The organism is Xanthomonas sp. F1 (genome assembly GCF_014199855.1).
Genome location: NZ_JACHOK010000008.1, coordinates 175,533 through 197,857, shown reverse-complemented (window position 1 = coordinate 197,857; position 22,325 = coordinate 175,533). Strand labels below are relative to the sequence as shown.

20 protein-coding genes are annotated in these 22,325 nt (G+C 65.5%); 7 read left to right on the top strand and 13 right to left on the bottom strand.

All coding sequences use genetic code 11. The annotated features are described in order from the left end of the window. The 8 genes from GGR71_RS16880 to GGR71_RS16845 all read right to left on the bottom strand — a co-directional run bounded on the left by GGR71_RS16880 (window position 1) and on the right by GGR71_RS16845 (window position 11,541). Window positions 1-852 (bottom strand): hypothetical protein, encoded by an 852-nt coding sequence (locus tag GGR71_RS16880; RefSeq protein ID WP_160963836.1) that lies wholly within the window; start codon window positions 850-852, stop codon window positions 1-3. 326 nt (window positions 853-1,178) lie between these two features. Continuing rightward, on the bottom strand, window positions 1,179-1,436 hold the full coding sequence (locus GGR71_RS16875) for a hypothetical protein (RefSeq protein ID WP_160963838.1): 258 nt from the start codon (window positions 1,434-1,436) through the stop codon (window positions 1,179-1,181). Between the two features lie 806 nt (window positions 1,437-2,242). Then, window positions 2,243-2,836 carry a hypothetical protein gene (locus GGR71_RS16870; RefSeq protein WP_160963840.1) on the bottom strand — a complete coding sequence of 198 codons (594 nt, stop codon included), beginning with the start codon at window positions 2,834-2,836 and terminating at the stop codon, window positions 2,243-2,245. A 78-nt stretch (window positions 2,837-2,914) separates the two neighbouring features. Continuing rightward, entirely contained in the window at window positions 2,915-3,208 is a 294-nt protein-coding gene (locus tag GGR71_RS16865) for an immunity 53 family protein (protein WP_160963842.1), read from the bottom strand. A 58-nt stretch (window positions 3,209-3,266) separates the two neighbouring features. Further along, window positions 3,267-3,830 carry a hypothetical protein gene (locus tag GGR71_RS16860; protein WP_160963844.1) on the bottom strand — a complete coding sequence of 188 codons (564 nt, stop codon included), beginning with the start codon at window positions 3,828-3,830 and terminating at the stop codon, window positions 3,267-3,269. Window positions 3,831-3,915: 85 nt separating this feature from the next. Next, window positions 3,916-4,278 (bottom strand): 4-fold beta flower protein, encoded by a 363-nt coding sequence (locus tag GGR71_RS16855; protein ID WP_160963846.1) that lies wholly within the window; start codon window positions 4,276-4,278, stop codon window positions 3,916-3,918. 251 nt (window positions 4,279-4,529) lie between these two features. Then, complete coding sequence (locus GGR71_RS16850) at window positions 4,530-8,318, bottom strand: LamG-like jellyroll fold domain-containing protein (protein ID WP_160963848.1); 3,789 nt, start codon at window positions 8,316-8,318, stop codon at window positions 4,530-4,532. Between the two features lie 445 nt (window positions 8,319-8,763). After that, window positions 8,764-11,541, bottom strand: coding sequence for a TonB-dependent receptor (locus GGR71_RS16845; protein WP_160963850.1), 2,778 nt, complete (start codon window positions 11,539-11,541; stop codon window positions 8,764-8,766). Window positions 11,542-11,836: 295 nt separating this feature from the next. Here GGR71_RS16845 and GGR71_RS16840 point away from each other — a divergent pair, with 295 nt between their 5' ends. Then, window positions 11,837-12,859 (top strand): sugar kinase, encoded by a 1,023-nt coding sequence (locus GGR71_RS16840; protein ID WP_160963852.1) that lies wholly within the window; start codon window positions 11,837-11,839, stop codon window positions 12,857-12,859. Window positions 12,860-13,502: 643 nt separating this feature from the next. On the opposite strand, the gene fabV is transcribed toward GGR71_RS16840, so the two are convergent. The 3 genes from fabV to GGR71_RS16825 all read right to left on the bottom strand — a co-directional run bounded on the left by fabV (window position 13,503) and on the right by GGR71_RS16825 (window position 16,799). After that, entirely contained in the window at window positions 13,503-14,708 is a 1,206-nt protein-coding gene (fabV, locus tag GGR71_RS16835; RefSeq protein ID WP_160963659.1) for an enoyl-ACP reductase FabV, read from the bottom strand. A gap of 364 nt (window positions 14,709-15,072) precedes the next feature. Continuing rightward, window positions 15,073-15,705, bottom strand: coding sequence for a response regulator (locus tag GGR71_RS16830; protein ID WP_048491201.1), 633 nt, complete (start codon window positions 15,703-15,705; stop codon window positions 15,073-15,075). After that, window positions 15,702-16,799, bottom strand: coding sequence for a sensor histidine kinase (locus tag GGR71_RS16825; protein WP_160963661.1), 1,098 nt, complete (start codon window positions 16,797-16,799; stop codon window positions 15,702-15,704). The genes GGR71_RS16830 and GGR71_RS16825 overlap by 4 nt, the downstream gene beginning before the upstream one ends. Window positions 16,800-17,023: 224 nt before the next feature. Between GGR71_RS16825 and GGR71_RS16820 the strand changes: the two genes are divergently transcribed. From GGR71_RS16820 to lldD, 5 genes are all read left to right on the top strand, one after another. Continuing rightward, a complete protein-coding gene (locus GGR71_RS16820) occupies window positions 17,024-17,605 on the top strand; it encodes a methyltransferase family protein (protein ID WP_160963663.1) in 582 nt (193 codons plus the stop codon). 10 nt (window positions 17,606-17,615) lie between these two features. Further along, window positions 17,616-17,771, top strand: coding sequence for a hypothetical protein (locus GGR71_RS21175; RefSeq protein ID WP_237474657.1), 156 nt, complete (start codon window positions 17,616-17,618; stop codon window positions 17,769-17,771). After that, window positions 17,705-17,962: a DUF2214 family protein gene (locus tag GGR71_RS21170; RefSeq protein ID WP_456362635.1), complete on the top strand. Its 258-nt coding sequence runs from the start codon at window positions 17,705-17,707 to the stop codon at window positions 17,960-17,962. Before GGR71_RS21175 ends, GGR71_RS21170 begins: the two co-directional genes overlap by 67 nt. Before the next feature lie 198 nt (window positions 17,963-18,160). Further along, window positions 18,161-18,955, top strand: coding sequence for a transcriptional regulator LldR (gene lldR, locus GGR71_RS16810; protein WP_160963665.1), 795 nt, complete (start codon window positions 18,161-18,163; stop codon window positions 18,953-18,955). Between the two features lie 13 nt (window positions 18,956-18,968). Continuing rightward, window positions 18,969-20,129: an FMN-dependent L-lactate dehydrogenase LldD gene (gene lldD, locus GGR71_RS16805; RefSeq protein ID WP_160963667.1), complete on the top strand. Its 1,161-nt coding sequence runs from the start codon at window positions 18,969-18,971 to the stop codon at window positions 20,127-20,129. Between the two features lie 269 nt (window positions 20,130-20,398). Here lldD and ku read toward each other — a convergent pair whose 3' ends face one another. Next, the gene (gene ku / locus GGR71_RS16800; RefSeq protein WP_160963669.1) at window positions 20,399-21,379 is read right to left on the bottom strand and encodes a non-homologous end joining protein Ku; all 981 of its coding nucleotides are present in this window, start codon (window positions 21,377-21,379) and stop codon (window positions 20,399-20,401) included. Beyond that, a complete protein-coding gene (locus tag GGR71_RS16795; RefSeq protein ID WP_160963671.1) occupies window positions 21,379-21,774 on the bottom strand; it encodes a hypothetical protein in 396 nt (131 codons plus the stop codon). Before GGR71_RS16795 ends, ku begins: the two co-directional genes overlap by 1 nt. A 156-nt stretch (window positions 21,775-21,930) precedes the next feature. Here GGR71_RS16795 and GGR71_RS16790 point away from each other — a divergent pair, with 156 nt between their 5' ends. Further along, entirely contained in the window at window positions 21,931-22,233 is a 303-nt protein-coding gene (locus GGR71_RS16790; protein ID WP_184452151.1) for a hypothetical protein, read from the top strand. The last annotated feature ends 92 nt before the right edge of the window (window positions 22,234-22,325 follow it).

Genomic DNA, 22,325 nt, shown 5'->3' with positions numbered 1-22,325 from the left:
TTACGCAACAGTTTGCCCCAGCCCGTTATCTTCCGGGTGATACTTCTCAAGTACGGCGTACATCTCTCTTCCTTGCGTCGAATCTTCAAAAGTGACAGTCGATAGCACCACTGTAGGCTCTGTTCCAACAACGATCTTTCCGAGATCAGATGCGTTGTGCGAAGCCGGAAGCTCAGTGGCAAAATGAGCTATAAGGCCATCGAAGTAAAACCGTATCGTTTTCATAGGATATGGTATTGTACTCTCGTTTTTGATATCAGGAACGTATTTGATTTCAGGATAAGGCGTCTGGTTGTGCATCAGGCCCTTAGTGGAAATTTGGGTTAGCTGGACAGGATAGAAGCCCGGATCTGGCTCTTCCTGGCCGAGCAGGATCTTGCGAAGAACTTCAAGATCTTTTGGGGGTAAGACCACGTCTTTAAACTCATATCGCTCGCTCGCAGCCGCACGCCATAACAGGCTGAGAAAGAACGTTCGCAACCTCTTTGTGTCGAGTGAGACTTCGCGAATACCGAGATGCTCACTGAACTTCGTATGCAGTTTGCCTAGCTCAACGGCTTCGCCCCAGCCGCTCCAAACGAGCTTGTGCTCTCGAAGCACCGCGATTGCCCAAGTATCGAGAGCCGACAGGATTTCTTCACCTGCTCGAGTGACAAGCTCAGAGTCGTACCAACTGCTCCACCGACGACTGGGCTTAGGCCCGTCACCGTACTGAAAAAGTGGTGCGCCGGGCTGACTCGGCCTGGTGAGCGCTTCAGGAATCAAATGGGATTTGACGAACGCTCCGTGTCCGCCTGTTAATTTGCAGTAGCCGTGACGTTTGCGCTGTGCAGGCTTCTTCTTAAGGGTCACTAGTGGCCTCCACTGTTGCCAAAAGCTTAAATTAATCCGTAAAACTGGGGTCAGAGCGAACTTACTAGAGTTTTTCGGGAAACTTTACTCTAACCCCGCTTACTTGAGTGGACTTTCTAAGAAAATTGCACTCTGACCCCTGTTTGGAAATACTTGCACTTGTCGTAATCCACCAGATTGTACTCGGCGGATGCAGCGCACAAGGGACAATCCTGCTTTGTTGTTTCTTTCATCTGCGGAATAGCCTCATGTGAGCCCTAACGCTGGATTTAAGCGGCGGCGAAGCCGTCCGCCTTAAACGAATTGTTAGGCCGCGCGCAAGCAACCTAAACACCAAATGCAGTTTTTACGGCAGCGCAGTTCCTTGGATTTTGCGCGTTCCAGATCGAGATCGCATTATTCATGCGCACGACCCAAGCGTCACAGTCAGCAGCGACACCAAGTTTGTATTTTTCTCGGATCTTTTCCCACAGACCCTCACCCTCGATTCCCGGGCAGACCTGCTTGAAAGCGGAGTAAAGCGGTGTGATGTCTTTACCCTCGAGTCTACCGCAATCATCTTTTGTAACGTTACGAACGGGCATGTGTGCGTCTCCGATTGATATCAAAAGCGGGGATTTCTAAGAAGCGGCCTAACGCTTGAATTAGGTCGCACCGCGAGGCAGTGTCGACTTGAATCAATTTTTAGCCGGCCCAACGTTACTTATTGCGCTTATAGTCTGCCAGCCCGCCTCGTTCTGTGTACCCTTGAGTAAACGCCAGAACTGGGGTCAGAGCCAACTTTAAATGACCTTGCATACAAGAAAAATGCACTCTGACCCCTATTTTCGGTGGTCTTGTGATACCTAACACCTGAGTTAAGCTGTGCTACGAAGCGGCGTTTATTGGATCGCCTAGGGAGGACTAGCAGGGAGTGGGGACGGGCTCAAAGTGAACTTCAAATTTACCACATAAAAAAGTTCACTCTGACCACTGTTTTTGCGCTCTGACCCCTATTTCTGTTAGGGATTACGGCACTGGCACCTTGGTAGTAGTGATGCACTTGGTGATGGCATCCCGGATGCTTTGCGGAAGATTGAACGAAGTCTCAGGCGAATGCTCAGGAGCATTTTTGGCGTAGCAATGCGAGTACAGCTCGTCGAAGTAGATCTCGAGATGTGCGTCACTATGATTCGGATTATTCGCCTTGTATGCAGTCCACACTGCATCAGGGTCATCGTTAAATTGCTTAATGATGCTGATCTTTCCTACTGGGCAAGCCATGATCTCTCCTTGTGAGCCCTAACGCCTGAATTAAGCCGACCCATAGTGGGGCGGCGACTGAGTGCAAATATAGCTGAAGGCGTGCATTCAGGCGCCGCCCTGATGCGTGTTCGGCTTGAATGAATTGTTAGGCATCAGCCGACTTTCCCGAGCCACGCCTGAATTTTGCCATATCCGCCATAAGTTGGAGACCCTTGCGGCTAATGTAGAATCCGGCTTGTTGTCTAGATGCGGCGAGATCTATGGTGCCACGAGGATAATGGATCTGGAAGTTGAGTTGTGACAGGCGAAGCGCAAATTCTTGCAAGTACTCGACGTTGAAGTGGCTCGTAAGTACCTTCCGCTTCTTGACCCGTATGGTGCTGATCCGATCTGGATTCTCGGGCGACCATTGCCACATGCCATGGACTAGCGCATCTCGCGGCTCCTTCATTGCGAGAAGTTCGTCATAGACCTTTCGCAGGACGGTAGCTCGCTTTCCCTTGGATTTGTCTACAACCCGCTCTTTCCACAAAGCAAGCACTTGCGTGAACTGAATATTGTTCATTGCTTTTGGAAGATTGGCGGCTTGATTATCAGCGTCATCGAAGCTTAGCAGGGTCTGCGTAAAGACCTCATGCTCTAACGTTCCCCAGTGGGCGACGATCATCCCGATCAGAAACATTTCCCGATCAGATAGCTGAAGGTCTAGCGTCAGAATGATTTCCTGATCACGGGTCATCGATGATCTCCACCTGATGCCTAACGCCTGAATTAAAGCGGGTTCGGCTTGAATGAATTGTTAGGCCGCTGCCCTGGCCTAGTTGAGGAACACGTTGATCATCTCCTCCAACTTTGCAGGTCCGCCATGGGCGGTGAACTTATTGTACTTGATCTCGCAAATGAGCCATTCGTTGCCGCTAGTTTCCGCCTTCTCTCCAACACCGTAGCTGTGTACAGGAAATTCCCGCCCACTAAGAACTGTATCAGTCAGGTCAATACGGAAGGCCCAGCCAGGATTGTCCAACGTCTCAATGCGCACTCGGTGGCCGTGATCCCAGTCGTCGTTGCATTGTGAGAAGTACCAATCCTGAAGATCTTGGAGAGTGCTCATAGCGGCCTAGCGCTAGAATTAAGCAGAGTTGCGAAGCAACTTAGACTTGAATGAGTTGTTAGACCGACCCGATTCGTTCTTCGAGCGCTCTGTAAAGTTCAATGTACCCACAAAACCAAGAGCCTTTATTCTGATCTTCATAGACATAGCGCCACCGCTCGAAGGCATATGAAGACTTATCTAACAGAAAACGCGCATCCCAAGAAACAGTGATGTTTAGCTTATCCTTTGCGACATCACTAATAGTTTGATGTGCGTGAGATCCACTCACTTGTGTCTTGATGTGATTCTGGATGAATTCCTTCGTGTCAGTGCTAAGTTTATCGAACAGGGACAGAAGGTTGTGCCCTCGCGGCGGGCTGCCGCTCTCAAGCATATGGAGATGCTTTAGTTTGAGTTCGAGTGTTAATCCAGCATTGACAACGAACGCGTGCAGATAGTCATAGTCTGCATTCTTCGGGTCGGCGCCCGGCATAAACAGCGCATGATTTCCGTTCGCTAGCTTGGCTACGAATGGGAAGGTCGTAAAGTTAGATGAATTTTCACCCACCAAATTTTCAGCCAGTAGAACGGTGGCTTTGTGTAACCTCTCAACTAGCGGCTTTTGCTTGTCTTGGGTCACGGCATTCCTTGAGTGTATAAGTCGGTCTAACGCCCGAGTTAAGCCGCGCCGCGAAGCGGCGTCGGCTTGAATGAATTGTTAGGCACTACTGCGCCAGCCATTGAGCGAACCTCATTTGCGACCAGCCTCCAAGAGGCTGAAGTGGTTGAAGAGGCTTGAGTGGCTGAAGCGGGCGGAGGGGACGCAAAGGCCTAAGGGGCTTGAGTGGATTCAGTGGTTTCACACGCTTAAGAGAGCCGCTGGGCGCGGTGTTCTGAAGCCAAGCTACGGGCTTGCCATTTGTGTCTAAGAGAGATCCGTTATGGAACGGTCCAAGCCACGTATTGCGGCTGGCTGAAAATATATGCCCATTGGCCGCAAAGGCGATCCACTCCTGATTAAGGTCGAAGAAGTGATGTCCATCGAACCAAGCCACGAGATTGGCTCCAGAATCGAAAATCGGTGTCATTGAATTCCCCCTGCAGTGCCTAACTACCGTTGGACCGCCTAAACGCGGAGTAACACCATCCTCGCCGAGTAATTGAACACCGTCAATCCGGCTGAAACATCTGTGGTTCCTTGCCTCTACCGGCTTGTGCCAACTTCACCACAGGACGTTATGCCGTATTTTTGGCGGGTGTAAGCGTTACCGCCACTTATTTACAGGTGTAATGAAGGCCCTGCCGATATCCCAGCACACCAGCGCACCGCTTTCGGATTTCACCGCACCTCCAGCATGTTGTTGCGTTGGGTGACCTCGGCCACGTTCCCTTCGGTCACTACGCGCAACCACACGCCCTCGATGCTTCCGCTACCCGGCAAGACCAACCGCACATGCGCCGTCCTCGGCTCCAAATCCTCAGGCGCCTCCAACGCAGGAAACGCTGCCCGCGCCAGTTCCCTGCCACGCGCATCCTCCAACACCACAAACCCCGCCGGCGCATCCACATGCCCCAGGCTATGTACGGTGACCTCGATGGCATCCGCAGTCACCCACACATCCCCACGCCCGATCCCCAGATCCGGCCGCAGCTCGACTGGCACTGCAGCAGGCGCAACCAGCTCGAATTCCATCACCGACGTCTGCCCAGCCGGAAACTCCACATCCACGGCCCCGCTCTTCTCGAACGCGAACTCGCGCGTGGCCGCCTTGCCATCGATCTTCCCGTCGCCATCGCGATCCACACCCGAGCGCATCCGCCACTGCCCGGCCGCGACATTCCACCCCGTCATCTGCGCCCGCTGCGTCTTGCCGCTGGTGTTGTAGCCGATGACGGTGAAGCGATCCTGCCGCGGCTTCGGCAGCAGCAGCGCCACCTGCGCCGCACCTTCCGGATCGGCGAAGCGCCAGCTGACGGTGTGGCCGGGGTAGGTCTGGTTGCGCTTGAGGGCGACGCCGCCGAGGCGGGCGCGCTGCAGGTTCACGGTGGGCGATTCGACGCGGTCGCTCCACCAGTGGCCTTCGGTGTTCATGTAGAAGCTCTGCAGTTTGTCGCGGGTCTCGGCGCGGTACAGGGTTTCCAGCCAGCGCGGGTCACCGCTCTGTTCCCAGGCGACATGGTGGGCGAAGTCCGGGGCATCGTCGGCCAAGGCGTCGGCCGCCGCCTTGGCCAGGCTGGCGCCCCAACTGTCGCGCTTGCCGAGCACGTCGAGGAAATTCTCGTTGAGCAGGGACAGGCCGCCGGGGCCGGCCTTGGCGACGCGGTAGTCGATGGGCTGGAGGTAGCGCGCATCGCCGGTCCAGCGGTAGGCGGCCCAGAAGGTATGCAGGGTGTCGGGGCCGCCGCTGCCGTCGAACAGGCTGCCGCCGCGGGTCTTGCCGGTGGCCCAGTTGATCTCGTTGGGCAGCGCCCACTGGCCCTTGGCGTCGGTGTAGGCATGGGCCAGGTAGCCGTCGGCCAGGCCGGTGACGATGCGGCGGCTGTTGGGGTCGGCGTTGTAGCCGCCCAGCAGCAGCGCCGGGTGCAGGATCGGGAACGAATAGGGTTTTTGCCACTGCCAGTTCGGTTCGCGGTAGACCTTGCGCCCACCGAACCAGTTGCTGGCGAACAGCAGGTGGCCCTGCGGGTTGACCTGGATGATGCGATCGAAGGCCTTCACCGTGCGCATCAGCCGCTCCACCGTCAGCGGGTCGCCCCAATTGAGGTAGAGCATTTCGCTGTTGATGTTGATGCCGTCCTCGTAGGAATGCAGTTCGTCGGTCTCGATGGTGGAGAGGCCGTCGGTGAACATGCCGTTGCGGTAGTTGGCGTCGGACAGGGCTGTGAGCGAAGCGTTGAGCTTGTCCGGGTCCACGCCCATCAGGGCGACGCCGGGCCATTGCTGGGTGAGGTCGGAGTCGTCGGAGATGCCGCCGCCGAAATCGCCGTACTCGACCTGACGCTCGTCGATCCACCAGTTGATGTAGCGGCGCGTGGCCTTGAGGTCTTCCAGCTGCCAGAACGCCCAGCCCGGCACGCCCTTGGGCGGCTGTGGCAACTGCACCGGTAGCAGGCCCTGGTTGCCGTAGCTGATGTCGGCCCAGTACTGGCGGCCCAGCGCGTTGTCCGGGTCCACCCGCAGCAGGTCGTGGATGTCGGCATCCAGGCGCGCGTACAGGCGCTGGCGCTTGGAGGTGGTGTGTTCCTCGACCAGGAAGCCCCAGTTGTCCTTGACCTGGTTGAAGCGGTCGGCGATGTGCTCGGCCTTCGCCTGCTCGCGCGGCTTGAACAGCAGGCGCAGTTGCGCGCCGTCCAGCGCGCGCGCGTCGAAGCCGGGCGCGGCCGAGGCGATGCTGAGCATCAGGCTGTCGTCGGTGAGGATGCGGTCGCGCAGGTCCAGCCACAGCGTGCGCGCCTGCCCGGGCGCGACCGAGACCGATACGTCGAGCATGTCGCGGCCGGGCCAGATCGGATCCTTGACGCGGATGTTGAGCGGGATCAGGCCGTTGTGCGTGGCCGGCAACTGCAGCGCCGGCAGGTCGATGGCGATGCCATCCAGGCCGTCGTGCATGTTCTCCCAGCCGTACGACCAACTGCGCATCAGCGGTTGCGCGGCCGGCGCATCACCGAGGTTGGAGGGAATGAGCACGTGCACGATCGGCAGTGGCTGCATCGCGGTCTTTTCGTCGGCACGCTTGCGCGACGGCGCCTTGGTCGGCAGCGCGACCACGGTGCTGCGTTCGTCCGGCGGGTAGCGCCCGGCAATGTAGGCGCGCAGCGCGGCGAGGTTGGCGTAGTCCGGGGCGGTGTCGCTGCGCACGGTGTAGCGCAGCGTGGCGCTGGGGTTGGCCGGCTCGGCGCCGGTGCCGACGTCGTAGGCCCAGATTTCCTGGATCGGGGTTTCCTGGGCGATGTTGGTGAAGCGCAGGTGGCCGCCGCGGCGGCGCTCGAACTGGTCGACGCTGCGCACAGTGCCCTGGGCGCGCGAGAACAGCGGCGCAGGCGTGCCGCGATCGGCGGCATAGGTGGCCTGGCCGTAGGCGGCGCCACGCAGTTCGATGCGGTTGAACGGTTCGTCGGGCAGTGCCAGGTCCAGCGCCTTGCCGCCTTCGACGTAGACGTTCCAGTCGGGCAGCTGGAAGTAGTCGTTACGGCCCGGCAGGCGCGAGCGGTTGTACACGCCGGGCCAGGTGGTCTCGGCGATGCCGTCGGTCGCCTTCCACATCCACTCCTTCAGGTCCTTGGCGTCGGCGAACTCGACCTTGCGGATGCGCGTGGATGGCGCGTCCAGCACCGGCGGTGCGCGGCCGTGGTCCCAGCCGAAGCGGTGCAGCCAGGCATTGCGCGCGGCGCTGTCGGGCACGGCCTCGGCGCTGCGCGGTTCCTGTTGCTTGGCCAGGGCGGCGACGCCGGCGGCGTCGAGCATGCGGTCGTAGACGCGGATCTCGTCGAAGTCGCTGCCACGCAGGAAGTTGTAGCGGCTCTGCACCTGGTGCGGCGCCAGCACGCGCGCGGCCAGGCCGAGCTGGTCCAGCGCGGCGTCGAAGTCGAGCGAACCGCCATCGGCGCAGGCCTGGGTGCAGTCCACGCGCGCGGCCTCCTTGCCGTCCACGTACAGGCGCACGCCGCGGGTCTCGTCCCAGGCGAAGGCCAGGTGGGTCCAGGCACTAGGCGCCGGGTGCTTGTCGAGCGTGAAGGAGACGCGGGTGCGGGCCAGGTTGGCGTCGGTGACGAAGGCATCGAAGCCGTGGCCATTCCAGTCGATGCGCAGCCAGGCCATGTCCCAACTGGTGTGGTCGGCGTAGCCGACGCGGAAGATCACGAACGGCGCTTCGCCGACCGGGTAGCGCGAGCGCCAGAAGAACGACAGGGTGCCGCGCTGGGTGTAGAGGTTGCCCGGTGCGTTCCAGGACAGCACGCCGTCGTCGGCCCATTCGATGGCCTGGCCGGATACGCCAGTCGGCACCAGGGCGATCTTGTCGCGGAAGTTGGGTTGGGGGTCGCCATGGGCGACGTCGGCGTCCAGGCCTTTGTCGGCGGAGACGCGGAACAGCAGTTCGGGGGTGGCGGCTGCGGCGATCGCTGGCAAAGCGAGGGCACAGAGCAGGGCGAGGCGGTGTGAGATGCGACTTGGGCTCTGCGATTTGGAGGCGTATGCAGTAAAGCCTTGCTTTGCCGAAGTGGGTAGGAACAGCGCGTCGCGGCTGAAGCCGCTCCCACAGTGCAGCAACGCACATGTGGGAGCGGCTTCAGCCGCGACGCGCGATGCCGGCACATCCTGTGGCAATCGCGGAGAGCCGATGGACGCAAGCAGGTGCACCGCCTTCGCCTTCAGGCGACGCCACACCCCAAGACCGATCGCCGACACACCACCGCCGGCGCCCACCGCGCTGCCGCACATTGCCTGTTTCATCTCGCTCCTTTGCGATCGGCGCGCACCATGACGGCGCGCGTCGATCTCCCTCCCCGGCCCGCGAGTATGCGGGCAGCGGGGCGTTGCCGATGCCGCAGCGCGGCACCGGCGAACGCAGTCTTCAGAACTTGTAACGCACCCCGATCGCGTACTGGCGGCCGGTCTCGCTGTAGGTCAGCGGCAGCTGCGCGCCGGTGGCGCTGGTCTGCACCCACTCGTAGTACGGCACGTTGGTCAGGTTCGAGCCTTCCAGGCTGATGTCGATCTTCTCGTCGATCTTGTAGGTCAGCTTGGCGTCCACGACATTGGTGCCGCGCATGCCGTGCATGTCGAAGCCGGTTTCCGTGGCCGGCACCTGGGTCAGGTAGCCGTCGCGGTGGGTCAGCGACACGCGGCCGCTGAAGCGCTCGCCTTCGTAGAACAGCGTGGCGTTGTAGGAGTTCTTCGACAGGCCGGTGAGGTCGGTGTTGAACGACAGCGCGCCGGTGCCGGTGACGTACTGGATCTTCGACTGCACGTAGGTGTAGTTGAGCTGGGTGCCGAAGTTGGCCCACTTGCCCGGCAGGAAGGTGAAGGGCTGGATGTAGTTGAACTCGGCGCCCTTCAGCTTGCCGCCCGGGGTGTTGAGCGGCACGCTGAAGACGAAGTCGTCGCTGGCCGCCGCACCGGTGCCGTCGAGCAGGCTGACCGGCAGGCCGCTGCTGGAGTACGGGGCGATGGTGCGCGCGGTCTGCACGAAGCTGTCGATGTCCTTGTAGAACAGCGCCAGGCCCAGCATCGCGCCTTCCTGCAGGTACCACTCGAAACCGAGGTCGGCGGTCTTGGCGCGGATCGGATCCAGGTTCGGATTGCCGCCGCTGACCGTGCGCGCGCCGCCGGCCACGGCGACCGTCACGCCCGGGGTCAGGCTGCCCAGGCCCGGCCGCGTCATCACCTTGGCGGCGCCGAAGCGGACCAGGAAGTCCGGGGTGATCTCGGCCACCAGGTTCAACGACGGCAGGGTGTCGTTGTAGGTGCGCTCGACCGTGGTGTTGATCAGGTTCGCGCCGACCAGGGCGTAGCCGGTGGAGGACTGGTTGGTCTTCACGTAGCGCACGCCGACGTTGCCGGAGAACGGAATCGCGCCGATGTCGAAAGCGAAGTCGCCCATCAACCAGGCGCCGCGGTCCTTCTCTTCCACGCTGCGGGTGTTGACCGCGCGCTCGGTCAGCGTCCAGGTGCCGGTGCCGCTGTAGATGCCCAGCGCATCGGCGATGCCGTTGAGGTCGGGCACCGCCCAGTTCGACGGCGTGCCCTCGATGCCCTTCAACCCTGCAAGCGCGACCAGGTCGGTCGGCACGATGCGGTTGCCGGTGGCGAAGGTCGGCACGCTGGTCTCGGACGCGCGGCGGAACTCCTTGGTGTCGAAGCCGTAGTTCTTGGCCAGCACGCCGCCCTTGAGGGTGAAGTTGGTGCCCAGGTTCCACTCGAAGTTCAGCGAGCCGGTGTCGAAGCTGTTGTTGGCCGACTGCGGACGCATGCGCACTTCGGCCAGCGTCCAGCCGTTGGCGGCGGTCGGGTCGATGCCGTAGTTGAACACCGGCGAGGTGTAGCTGTTGCGGTAGTCGTAGCTGTAGCCGGCGACGTTGTTCTTGTCCATGATCACCGTGGTCTGGATCGGGTTCCGGTGCTTGGAACTGGAGGTGCCGATCTCGCCGGTGATCTTGAAGGTGTCGCTGAAGCGGTGCTCGCCGTTCAAGGTGAGCTGCTTGAAGACCGTGTTCCACTCGTCGTGGCGGTTCTCCGAGCGGATGTCGGTGTTGTCGAAGCGGCCGTACAGCAGCGCACCGGAGGCCGGGTCGACGTAGCCGTCGCGCACGATCATGTCCGGCTTGCCGTTCTGCGAGCGGCCGCGGCTGAAGCTGATCGCCTCGATGTAGTGCTCGTCGCGCTTGGCGTCGATCTTCGAGTACAGGCCGTCCAGCGAGAACTCGGTGCTGTCGTTGGGCTTCCACTGCAGCGAACCGGTCACGCCCAGGCGGTTCTGCTCGTGCTCCATCTGCGTGTAGCGCGGGATGCGCGGGCTGAACACGTTGGCGCTGTTGGCCGCGGCGAATGGCGAGGCGGGGCTGTAGCCGTTGTTGCTGGGGCCGTTGGCCCAGCGGGTGGTGCCGCTGCCTTCCTCGAGCACCTGGCGCTCGGAGTAGGCCACCGACATCAGCGCGCCGAAGGTGCCGTCGGCCCAGGTGTTGGCGACCAGCGCGGCGATGCGCGGATCGGCCTTCTGCGACATGCCGTTGTAGGTGGCCTGGCCGTTGGCGGCGAAGGTGAAGCCGTCGTAGTCGAACGGCCGCGCGGTGCGCAGGTCGACGGTGGCGCCCAGCGAGCCTTCCTCGACGTCGGCCGAGGCGGTCTTGCGTACCACCATCTGGGTGAACAGGTCCGAGGCGAACACGTTGAAGTCGAAGCCGCGGCCGCGGTTGGTGCCGCCGCTCTGGTCGCTGGCGCCGACCGTGGTCAGCGCTTCCATGCCGTTGATGCGCACGCGGGTGAAGTCCGGGCCGAGGCCGCGCACGGAGATGTTGCGGCCTTCGCCGGCGTCGCGGGTGATGACCACGCCGGGGATGCGCTGCAGCGATTCGGCGAGGTTGGTGTCGGGGAACTTGCCCACGTCCTCGGCGACGATGGCGTCGACCATGCCCTTCTCGGCGCGCTTGATGTCCAGCGCCTTCTCCACGCTGGCGCGGTAGCCGGTGACGACGACGGTGTCGAGCTCGGTGGTGGCATCGGCGGAGGCCGTGGCGGGCGGCGCGGACGCCGGCACCTCCTGTGCCTGCAGGGCACCGGCCTGCAGGGCCAGGCCGATCGACAGCGCGAGCAAGGTAACCGGTGTCTTCCGGCGTTCGGTACGTGATTGCATGTCCTCCCCTCCCAAGGGTTACATGACGGCGTGGAACTACGGGCGTTGTCGCGAATGACACCGCTGGTCAAAACCAACGTTAACAGTTGCGAAACATTGCGGCATCTTGCAGCGCAACAGAGTGCCCGGCGATCCAAGGGTCTTTGCAGTCAATGAGATAGCGCAGGATCGCGACGTCGGCCAGTGCCGGACCGCCTGCTGCCGCACAGAAATGACACCGCTAGTCACTTTTTCTGGCCCACGTTCGCATTTCGCGGCATGCTTGGCGTCCCTTCGGCCGCCGGACCCGCCCGCCATGACCGCTTCCCGCATCGTCTGCTTCGGCGAACTGTTGCTGCGCCTGGGCGCACCCGGCCACGAGCGACTGCTGCAGACCCCGCGGCTGGAGGTGCAGGTAGGCGGCGCCGAGGCCAACGTGGGCGTGGCGCTGGCGCATTTCGGCCATGCCGTGTCCGTGGTCAGCGTGCTGCCGGACAACCCGCTGGGCCAGGCCGCGGCCGGCGAACTGCGCCGGCATGGCGTGGACACCAGCGGAGTGCGCTTCGTGCCCGGGCGCATGGGCCTGTACTTCCTCAGCACCGGTGCCGGGCACCGGCCCAGCGAGGTCACCTACGACCGCGCCGGCTCGGCCTTCGCGCTGGATGCCGGCGACCAGCACGACTGGCCGTTGCTGCTGCACGGCGCGCAGTGGCTGCACCTGTCCGGAGTGACCCCAGCGCTGGGCGAACGTGGCGCGGCCGCGGCGCTGGCGGCCGCACAGGCGGCACGCGCGGCCGGGGTGCGGGTGTCGTTCGACGGCAACTACCGGCCCAAGCTGTGGGAGGCGTGGAACGGCGATGCGCCGGGGATCCTGCGGCAGCTGCTGGCCCAGGCGGACGTGCTGTTCGCCGACTACCGCGACCTGGAGGTGGTGCTAGGCCACCGCTACCCGCAGGACAGCGTGCAGGCGCGGGTGGAAGCGGGCGCGCGCGATGCCTTCGCCGCGTTCCCGCAGCTGCAGGCGATGGCCTGCACCCAGCGCGTGGCGCATAGCGTGGACCGGCACAGCCTGGGGGCGATGCTGCTGCGCCGCGATGGCGGTGTGGCGCAGGCGCCGGCCGAGGAGCTGAGCGGCATTGTCGACCGCATCGGCGGCGGCGACGCCTTCGCCGCCGGCGTGCTGCATGGGTTGAGCCGTGGCTGGGACGACACCGTGACGATCCGCTTCGGCCTGGCCGCCGGCTGCCTCAAGCACACGCTGCCGGGCGACGTGCTGGCGCTGGGCGAGGCCGAGGTGCAGGCGTGTGTGGGGGCGACGCGGTTCGATGTGAGGCGGTGAAAAGCCGGGAGTGGGGAGTGGGGAGTGGGGAGTGGGGAGTGGGGAGTGGGGAGTGGGGAGTGGGGAGTGGGGAGTGGAGAATCGTAAAGGCGCTGGCGCTGCGGGGTTTGCGTGCGGATTGGCGTTGCGATGTGGCGTTTTTTAGTCCTGATGCTGTGCGGGCAGTTCCTGCACCGCGGCTTCGAATGTCGCGGCTGAAGCCGCTCCTACAGGGGAAAGCTGCCGCGGGGATGGATGGTGTCCTTGTGGGAGGGACTTCAGTCCCGACGCGGTTCGGTCAACGCATGCATCGCTGCTTCGCTCGTCGCGGCTGAAGCCGCTCCTACCGGTGCAGCGCGCGCGCTCGTAGGAGCGGCTTCAGCCGCGACCGGCAATCGAACGTTGGCGATGCGAGGTGCGAGCGCAACGGCGCACATGTTGCTGCTGCGGTGCGTGGACACCACCACGCACTCCACTGCACGGCCTTGGTGTGCCTCGACTGCACAGCCCTCGCCTGTCTCACACGTGGTTCTGCTCATCCCGGCGCTGCCATCGCCGCGGCCGTCACCAAAAAGAAAACGGCCGACATCGCTGCCGGCCGCATGGTCTGTCCGGGATCCGGGATCAAACGACTCCCGAATCCCCACTCCCCAATCCCCGCCCCTCAGAGCTCCACGCAATCGAAGGTCACGTCGGGATCGACCTCGGCGTCGTAGTCCACGTCCTTGCGCTCGAAGCCGAACAGCTTGAGGAACTCGTGCTTGTAGCCGGCGTAGTCGGTGAGCTGGAACAGGTTCTCGGTGGTCACCTGCGGCCACAGCGCCTTGCAGGCGTCCTGCACGTCGTCGCGCAGTTCCCAATCGTCCAGGCGCAGGCGGTTCTCGTCGTCGGTGGCGGCCAGCTGGCCGTCCTCGCGGTAGAGGCGTTCGCGGAACAGGCGGTCGGCCTGCTCGATGGTGCCTTCGTGCAGGCCCTTTTCCTTCATGATCTTGTAGACCATGGAGATGTACAGCGGCATCACCGGAATCGCCGCGCTGGCCTGGGTCACCACCGATTTCAGCACCGCCACGTTGGCCGTGCCGCCGTGCGGCTGCAGGCGCGCGTGCAGGCGCTGCGCGGTCTGGTCGAGGTCGACCTTGGCCTTGCCCAGCGCGCCGTGCCAATAGATCGGCCAGGTGATCTCGGTGCCGATGTAGCTGAAGGCGACGGTGCGCGCCCCCGGGGCGAGCACGCCGGCGGCGTCCAGCGCGTCGATCCACAGTTCCCAGTCCTGCCCGCCCATCACGGTGACGGTGTCTTCGATCTCCTGCTCGGTAGCCGGCTCGATCGAGGCCTCGATGATGGCGTCCTTGTTGGTGTCGATGGCGGTGGCGGTGTAGGTCTGGCCGATCGGCTTGAGCGCCGAGCGCTTCACTTCGCCGGTGCTCGGCAGCTTGCGCACCGGCGAGGCCAGCGAATACACCACCAGGTCGACCTGGCCGCCCATGTCCTGCTTGATCAGCTCGATCACCTTCTCGCGCGCCTGGTCGGAGAACGCGTCGCCGTTGATCGACTTGCTGTACAGGCCGTCGGCCTTGGCCTGCTTGTCGAACGCGGCGGCGTTGTACCAACCGGCGGTGCCGGCCTTCTTCTCGCTGCCGGGCTTTTCGAAGAACACGCCGAGGGTGGCGGCGCCGAAGCCGAACGCGGCGGTGATGCGCGAGGCCAGGCCGTAGCCGCTGGACGCGCCGATCACCAGCACGTTCTTTGGGCCATCGTGGCGCACGCCGCGCGCGCGCGTGGCGGCGATCTGCTCGAGCACGTTGCGCTCGCAGCCGAGCGGGTGCGTGGTGGTGCAGATGAAACCGCGGACTTTCGGATGGATGATCAACGTGAATTCCTCGTCGGCACAATGCCCGCGGCATCTTAATGTCTGCGGCGGGCATGCAGAAGTCCCGGCGGCAGCACACGGCGGGGTATGGAGTTCGGTGCGGGTGGAGGCGCGCGCGTTCGGGTGGCGTCGCGTCGCGACTGAAGTCGCTCCCACAAAGGGCGGCGTCGCGGCGGTGGATGTGTGCTGGCGCTATGGGAACAGGGCTCATCGGCATCCCTTGCACCGCGACGTCGGTTGTCGCGGCTGAAGCCGCTCCTACGGCAAGCCGCAGCGCGCGGCCATATTGGATGGAGACAGTGTGGGAGGGACTTCAGTCCCGACGCGCTGCCGGCGGCCGTCGCGGCGATGCCGCTTGTCAGCACTAGATGATGCGCAAGGTAATCGCCTTGAGCACGGCGCGGGTGCGGTCGCGGGTGCCGAGCTTGTCGAGGATGGTGGAGACGTAGTTCTTCACCGTGCCCTCGGCCAGGAACAGGCTGCGCGCGATCTCCTTGTTGGAGTAGCCGCCGGCGAGCAGGCGCAGGATCGCCACTTCGCGTTCGTTGAAGGTGTCGCGCGGGGCGTCCTCGTCGCGGTAGCGGTAGCGTGCGCGCACCGGGTCGGTGCTGACCGGCTGCAGCAGGGTCTCGCCGGCGGCCACGCGTGCGATCGCCTCGCGCAGGTCCTCCGGCGCGGCGTCCTTGAGCAGGAAACCCTGCGCGCCGGCGGCGGTGGCGCGCAGCAGCAGGTCGGAGTCGTCGAAGGTGGTGAGCAGCAGCACCGGCGTGCGGTCGCCGCGCGCGCGCAGCTGCTGCAGCGCCTGGATGCCGTCCATGCCCGGCATGCGGATGTCGCTGAGCACCACGTCCACCGGCGTGGCCGCGACCGCGTCGAGCAGGGCCTGGCCGTCGTCGGCCTCGCAGGCGACGACGATGCCCTGGGTCTGCAGCAGCGCGCGCAGGCCCGCGCGTACCAGCACCTGATCGTCGGCCAGGGCGATCCGCAACGCGCTCACAGCGGCAGCCTCGCGCTCAACTGCATACCGCCCAGCGGCGTGCGGCCCAGCTCCAGGCGTCCTTGCAGGGCAGCCAGGCGCTCGCGCATGCCGGCGATGCCGTTGCCTTCGCGGATGCGCTCGGCGCGGTGGCCGTCGTCCTCGATGTCCAGGCACAGCTGCGTGTCCTCGTACCGCAGGCGCACGTGGACCTCACCGGCATCGGCATGCCGCGCAGCATTGGTCAGCGCTTCCTGCACCAGTCGCAGCAGGGTCTCGGCCAGGTGCGGATCGGAGATGCGCACGCCGGAGTCGATCTGCAGCCGCAGCTGCGGGCGCGGCAACGGCGCGGCGAGCGCGCGCAGCGCGGTTTCCAGGTCCAGGCCGCGTTCGTCGCGCAAGGATTGCACCACGTTGCGGATGTCGGCCAGCAGTTCGCCGGACAGGCGCTCGACCGCACCGAGTTCTTCGTGCCGCGCCAGTGCCGGGTCGGCGAGCAGCAGGCGCAGGTTGATCCGCATCGCGGTCAGCTTGTGGCCGGCCACGTCGTGCAGTTCGCGCGCCAGACGCAGGCGCTCGGCATCGCGCGCGCTGTCGGCGAGCAGCGCGCGCGTGGCCAGCAGGTCGGCGTTGACCCGTGCCAGCGCCTCGCGCGCCAGCTCGGTGGTGCGCGCGTAGTGCGCGCTGAGGCCGGCGAAGGCATGGAAGCCGGCGTAGATCAGGGTGGTCAGCAGCGGATGCTTGATCCCGGCCGCGGACAGCGCCAGGAACGTGCCCAGGTTGGCCAGCAGCGCCAGCACCAGCACCGGCCGCGGCGGCCACTGCAGCGCCACCTGCGCCACCACCACCACCAACAGCACCGGCGCCGTGCCGACATGCGGCTCCAGCCAGACCAGGACCATCGCCGCGGCGGCCTCGAGCCACAGTGCGGCGTCGCGCCAACGCACGGGCAGGTAGTGCGCGCCGAGCAGCGGCAGCAGGAACAGCGCCGCAGCGATCCAGCGCCATGGCGCCAGCGTATGCGGCGCGAACTGGAACGACCACAGCACGGTGGCCACGGTCAGCAGCCCGGCCAGGCGCTTGGGTTCGATCAGGTCGCGCAGGAATCGGTTCATGCGACCGATGCTGACCGCGCACCCGCGCCGCGGCAATGGGCCGGGCGCAGAAAGTGACTTCCGGCAGGCAGTGGACATGACCAGCGGCCACTGCCGCGCCACCACGATGGCGGCACACTGCGTCCATGCCCCGCTGCGCGCCGGCCGATCGACACGCAGGACGGGCCCGGTTCATCCGCCCTGCCACGCAATGCGTCGTGCACGCTGCCACGAGGAACACCGCCATGCCCCTGACCCTGCGCCATCCGGATCTGTTGTTCATGCTGCTCGGCCTGAGTTGGGGCGCGTACGAACTGCTGCTCAGTCGCCGCCGCCGCGCGGCCGACGGCGGTGCGCGCGACCAGGGCACGCTGCGCCTGCTGTGGCGCGTGCTGTACGCGGCGGTAGCGCTGGGCGTGTTGCTGTCGCTGCTCGGCGTGTGGCGCTATGCGCCGCACCTGCGCGAGCCGTTGCGCTGGGCGGCCTGCGTGCTGCTGGGCGGTGGCCTGGCGCTGCGGCTGTGGTCGATCCGCGTACTGGCGCGCTGGTTCACCGTCGACGTGACCATCCAGGAAGGCCACCGCCTGGTCCGCCACGGGCCGTATCGCTATCTGCGGCATCCCTCGTACACCGGCGCGTTGCTGGCGTTCTACGGGCTGGCGCTGGGCATGGGCAACGTGCTGTCGCTGCTGGCGATCGTGCTGCCGGTGACCTGGGCGTTCCTGCGCCGCATCCGGGTCGAGGAAGCGATGCTGACCCAGGCCTTCCCCGAGGAATATCCGGACTACGCCGCGCACAGCTGGCGGCTGCTGCCGTGGGTGTGGTGACGCTGCGACGATGGTCACTGTCGACCTGATCCTGGGCGCCCTGCACCACTTGGCGATGCTGCTGATCGCCGCGCTGGTGGCGGGATGGAGCCTGCTGCGCTGGACCGCCCCCGGCTGGCGCGGCTGGTTCGCGCCGACGCCGGTTACGCGCTGGCCGCACTGCTGATCCTGGCGGTGGGCGCCCTGCGCGTGCGCTATGGGCTCAAGGGCACCGGTTACTACCTGCATACCCCCTGGTTCTGGGCCCAAGCTCGGCACCTTCGCAGCGATCGGCCTGCTCTCCCTGGTGCCGACGCTGCGCCTGCGCTGGCGTCGCCAGCACGGCGGCAGCCAACGTGGGCGTCGACCGCAGCATAGGTGCGCACGCTGCGCCGGTTGATCGGGGTGGAACCGGGCCTGTTGGCGGTGCTGGTGGTACTGGCTGCGGCGATGGTCGGCGACAGCGCGCCGCAATTGGTATTACCAATTTAGGCATCCCGCACCACTGAAAGCATTGACGATGCATGAGATTCGGCGCCTAATGGCGACACCATTTGCGCCTCTCCAGTTATTGGTATGACCAATAATTCCACAACCACGACCGCTGCCACCGAGTCCCCCACCCGGCTCAGCGACCGGGTCGTCGCGCAGTTGCGCACGCTGATCGCACAACGCGGCCTCGCGGTCGATGCACGCCTGCCCGCCGAGCGCGCCCTGGCCGCGGAACTGGGCGTTTCCCGCCCGGTGCTGCGCGAGGCCATCGCCCAGCTCGCCAGCCAGGGGCTGCTGCGGGCCCGCGTGGGCGGCGGCACCTACGTGCAACGGCCACCGACACCGGAGGACCAGGTGGTGGCGCCGCTGCAGCCGTTCCTGCCGTTGCTGCACGCCGACCCGGAGTACCGCTTCGACGTGCTGGAGGCCCGCCATGCGCTGGAAGGCGCCACCGCCTGGCACGCGGCACTGCGCGCCACCGACGACGACCGCGCGCGCATCGAGGCCGCCTACGAGGCGTTGCTGCAGACCCATGCGCAGGCCGATGCGGCGGCGCAGGCGCACGCCGACGCCGACTTCCACCTGGCCATCGCCGAGGCCACCCACAACCGCGTGCTGCTGCAGGTGATGCGCGGGCTGTTCGACCTGCTGCAGGCCAACATCTCGCAGAGCCGGCAGCAGCTGTTCGCCTCGCCGCGCATCTTCGCCGCGCTGCACGCCCAGCACCGCGCGCTGCGCGACGCGATCCTGGCCGGCGACCCCGAACGCGCCCGCGCCGCCGCGCACGCCCACCTGGAATTCGTGCACAGCGCGCTGCGCACCCTCGACGAGGACGATGCGCGTCGCGCCCGTGCCTCGCGCCTGCCCTCCTCTCCCTGACCGCCCTGCCCCCATGATCATTTCCGCCTCCACCGACTACCGTGCCGCCGCGCAGCGCCGGCTGCCGCCGTTCCTGTTCCACTACATCGATGGCGGCGCCTATGCCGAGCACACCCTGCGCCGCAACGTGGCCGACCTGAGCGACATCGCCCTGCGCCAGCGGGTGCTGCGCGACATGTCGGCGCTGGACCTGCACACCGAGCTGTTCGGCGAACGCCTGGCCTTGCCGGTGGCGCTGGGGCCGGTGGGCCTGACCGGCATGTACGCGCGCCGCGGCGAGGTGCAGGCGGCGAAGGCGGCGGCGGCCAAGGGCGTGCCGTTCACCCTGTCCACGGTGTCGGTGTGCCCGATCGAGGAAGTGGCGCCGGCGATCGACCGGCCGATGTGGTTCCAGCTGTATGTGCTCAAGGACCGCGGCTTCATGCGCAACGCGCTGGAACGGGCCAAGGCGGCGGGCGTCACCACCCTGGTGTTCACCGTGGACATGCCGGTGCCGGGCGCGCGCTACCGCGACGCGCATTCGGGCATGAGCGGCCCCAACGCGCCGCTGCGGCGCATGCTGCAGGCGGTCACCCATCCGCGCTGGGCCTGGGACGTGGGCCTGCACGGGCGTCCGCACGACCTGGGCAACATCTCCACCTACCGCGGCCATCCCACCGGACTGGCCGACTACATCGGCTGGCTCGGCGCCAACTTCGATCCGTCGATCGCGTGGAAGGACCTGGAGTGGATCCGCGAGTTCTGGACCGGGCCGATGGTGATCAAGGGCATCCTCGATCCGGATGATGCGCGCGATGCGGTGCGGTTCGGCGCCGACGGCATCGTCGTCTCCAACCATGGCGGGCGCCAGCTCGACGGCGTGCTGTCCAGCGCGCGGGCGCTGCCGGCGATCGCCGATGCGGTGAAGGGCGAGCTGAAGATCCTGGCCGACTCCGGCGTGCGCAGCGGCCTGGACGTGGTGCGCATGCTGGCGCTGGGCGCCGACGCGGTGCTGCTCGGCCGTGCCTTCGTCTACGCGCTGGCCGCCGCCGGCCAGGCCGGGGTGGAGCATCTGCTGAGCCTGATCGAGAAGGAGATGCAGGTGGCGATGACCCTGACCGGCGCCAAGTCGATCGCCGCCATCTCACGCGATTCGCTGGCGCAGGTGACGCGGGAGGGGATGGTCTCGCCGTAGGACGTGCCAACCAGCCGCGCGCATGCCGCGCGGCGATTGCGCGTGCCTGTCGCGAGGAAGCAAGGACGTGGACGCCGGGACACGGCTGAGCAATGACACCTCACGCCACCGCGATGGTTCGCGTTGGCCAGGCAGGCGCACCACCGACGCCGCGCGGCGTGAGCTGACCACCGGTCGACCGCTGCGCACGGCGACGCCAGCGGCGCACCTGCCAGTCCGATGCAGCGTCCTCGGCATGGGCGGCGCACCTGGCGCCGCCGCACCCTGCCCTACCCGGCCTTGCGCCGTGCCGGCGCCTTGCGCGCGGCCGGCTTGGCCTTGGCCGCCGCCGGCTTGGCGCGCGTCGCCTTCTTTGCCTTGCCGGCCGCGCTCTTGGCCGGCTTGCCGCTCTTCTTCGCCGTGGTCTTGCGCACCGGCACGCGCTCGTCCTGCTTGGCCGGCGTGCGCTTCTTGGCATCCAGGCTCTTCTGCAGCAGCGACATGAAGTCGACCACGTTGGTGGTGGCGTCCTCGCGCTGAGGCGCCTCGGCGTCCTCGTCGACCTGGGTCGTGCCTTCCTGCGCCTTGATCCGCTTCTGGATCACCGCGTGCAGTCGCTCGCGGAATTCGTCGTGATAGGAATCGGGGTCCCAGCGCCCGGACATGGAGTCGATCAGCTGCGCCGCCATCTCGGTTTCCTTGGCGCTGATCCGGTAGTCGGCGGCCTTGCCGCTGGGCAGCGTGTAGTCGTCCAGGTCGACCAGTTCCTGAGGATAGCGCAGCAGGATCAGCACCAGCGCGTCCTGCAGCGGCATCACCGCCGACAGATATTCACGGGTGCGGATCACCACCCGCGCGATGCCGACCTTACCGGTGTTGCGCAAGGTCTCGCGCAGCAGCACGTAACCCTTCTCGGCCTTCTTGCCCGGCACCAGCACGTAGGGTTTCTCGAAATAGCGCAGGTCGATTTCCGCTGCGTCGACGAAGGCCTCCACTTCCACCGTCTCGTGGCTCTCCGGTGCGGCCGAGGCGATGTCCTGCTGCTCGACCACCACGTAGTTGCCCTTGCTGTATTCGTAGGCCTTGACGATGTCCTTCCACGGCACTTCCTCGCCGGTGTCGGCATTGACCCGCTCGAAGCGGATCGGGCGCTTGTCGCGCGCGTCGAGCATGCGGAAGTGCAGATCGATCCGGCGTTCGCCGGACATCAGCGACACCGGCACGTTGAGCAGGCCGAAGGACAGCGTGCCGGTCCAGATCGGGCGCGGCATCAGTGCGCCTCCCCGCCGGCGGCCTGCGCCGGCAGGTGGTCCAGGGCCTGCCAGGCGTCCTCGATCACCTGCCGCGCCTGGATCCAGTCCAGCCGCGAGTCGCCGCGCATCAGGTCCCAGTGCGCGGCCAGTTCGTCCTCGGTCTCGGCACCCGGCCCGCGCGGCCAGCCGCGGGCATGGGTCTGCAGGGCGAAGGCGTAGGCCGGGCACAGATCGCGCCAGGGGGTGCGGTGGCGGGCGCGGCGCTGGCGGTAGTCGGCCAGGCTGTAGCGGCGGTAGTCCGGCGCCTCCTGCGGACGCGGCGCGGCGCCACGGCGCCGCTGCGGCGATACGCTCGGCAAGGGGTCCAGGTGGGCGTTGAACAACAGCGGGTCGGGGCGGTCGCTGGGGCGCATGGCAGGGCTCCGGGCGGCAACGTCGGCGGGGACGCGCAGCAGTAGCGCTGCGGCCGTTAGCGACCCGTGACCGACGCGTGGAGGATGCGCGATTCGCAATGGCTTCACCGCGGCGGCGGTGAACTGGCCCTCCGCCATTGCCTGGAGGAACCGGACATGTCCACGCCTACCGATCCGCTGCGCCGCGCGGCCCCCGTCCCCGGCGAGCAACGCGGCAAACGCGAGACGCAACGCAGCGAAGACCGCGGCGCCGGCGACCGCCCCGAAACCATCGTCGAACGCGAACCGCGTACCGGCGAAAACCGCCCTGCCCCGCCCGACACGCCAGCGCATTCCACCCCGGACACGGCGCACGGCCGGCACGCCGACGCCAACCAGGACGAAGCCCTGGAAGAGACCTTCCCCGCCAGCGACCCGGTGTCGCCGTTCGTGCCGGCGAAGGCGCCGAAGGCATCGTAGGCCGCCAGGGGCATCGTCGACGCGATGCATCACATCTGTAGGAGCGGCTTTAGCCGCGATGAGCGTTCCCGGTAACGCCCATCGCGGCTAAA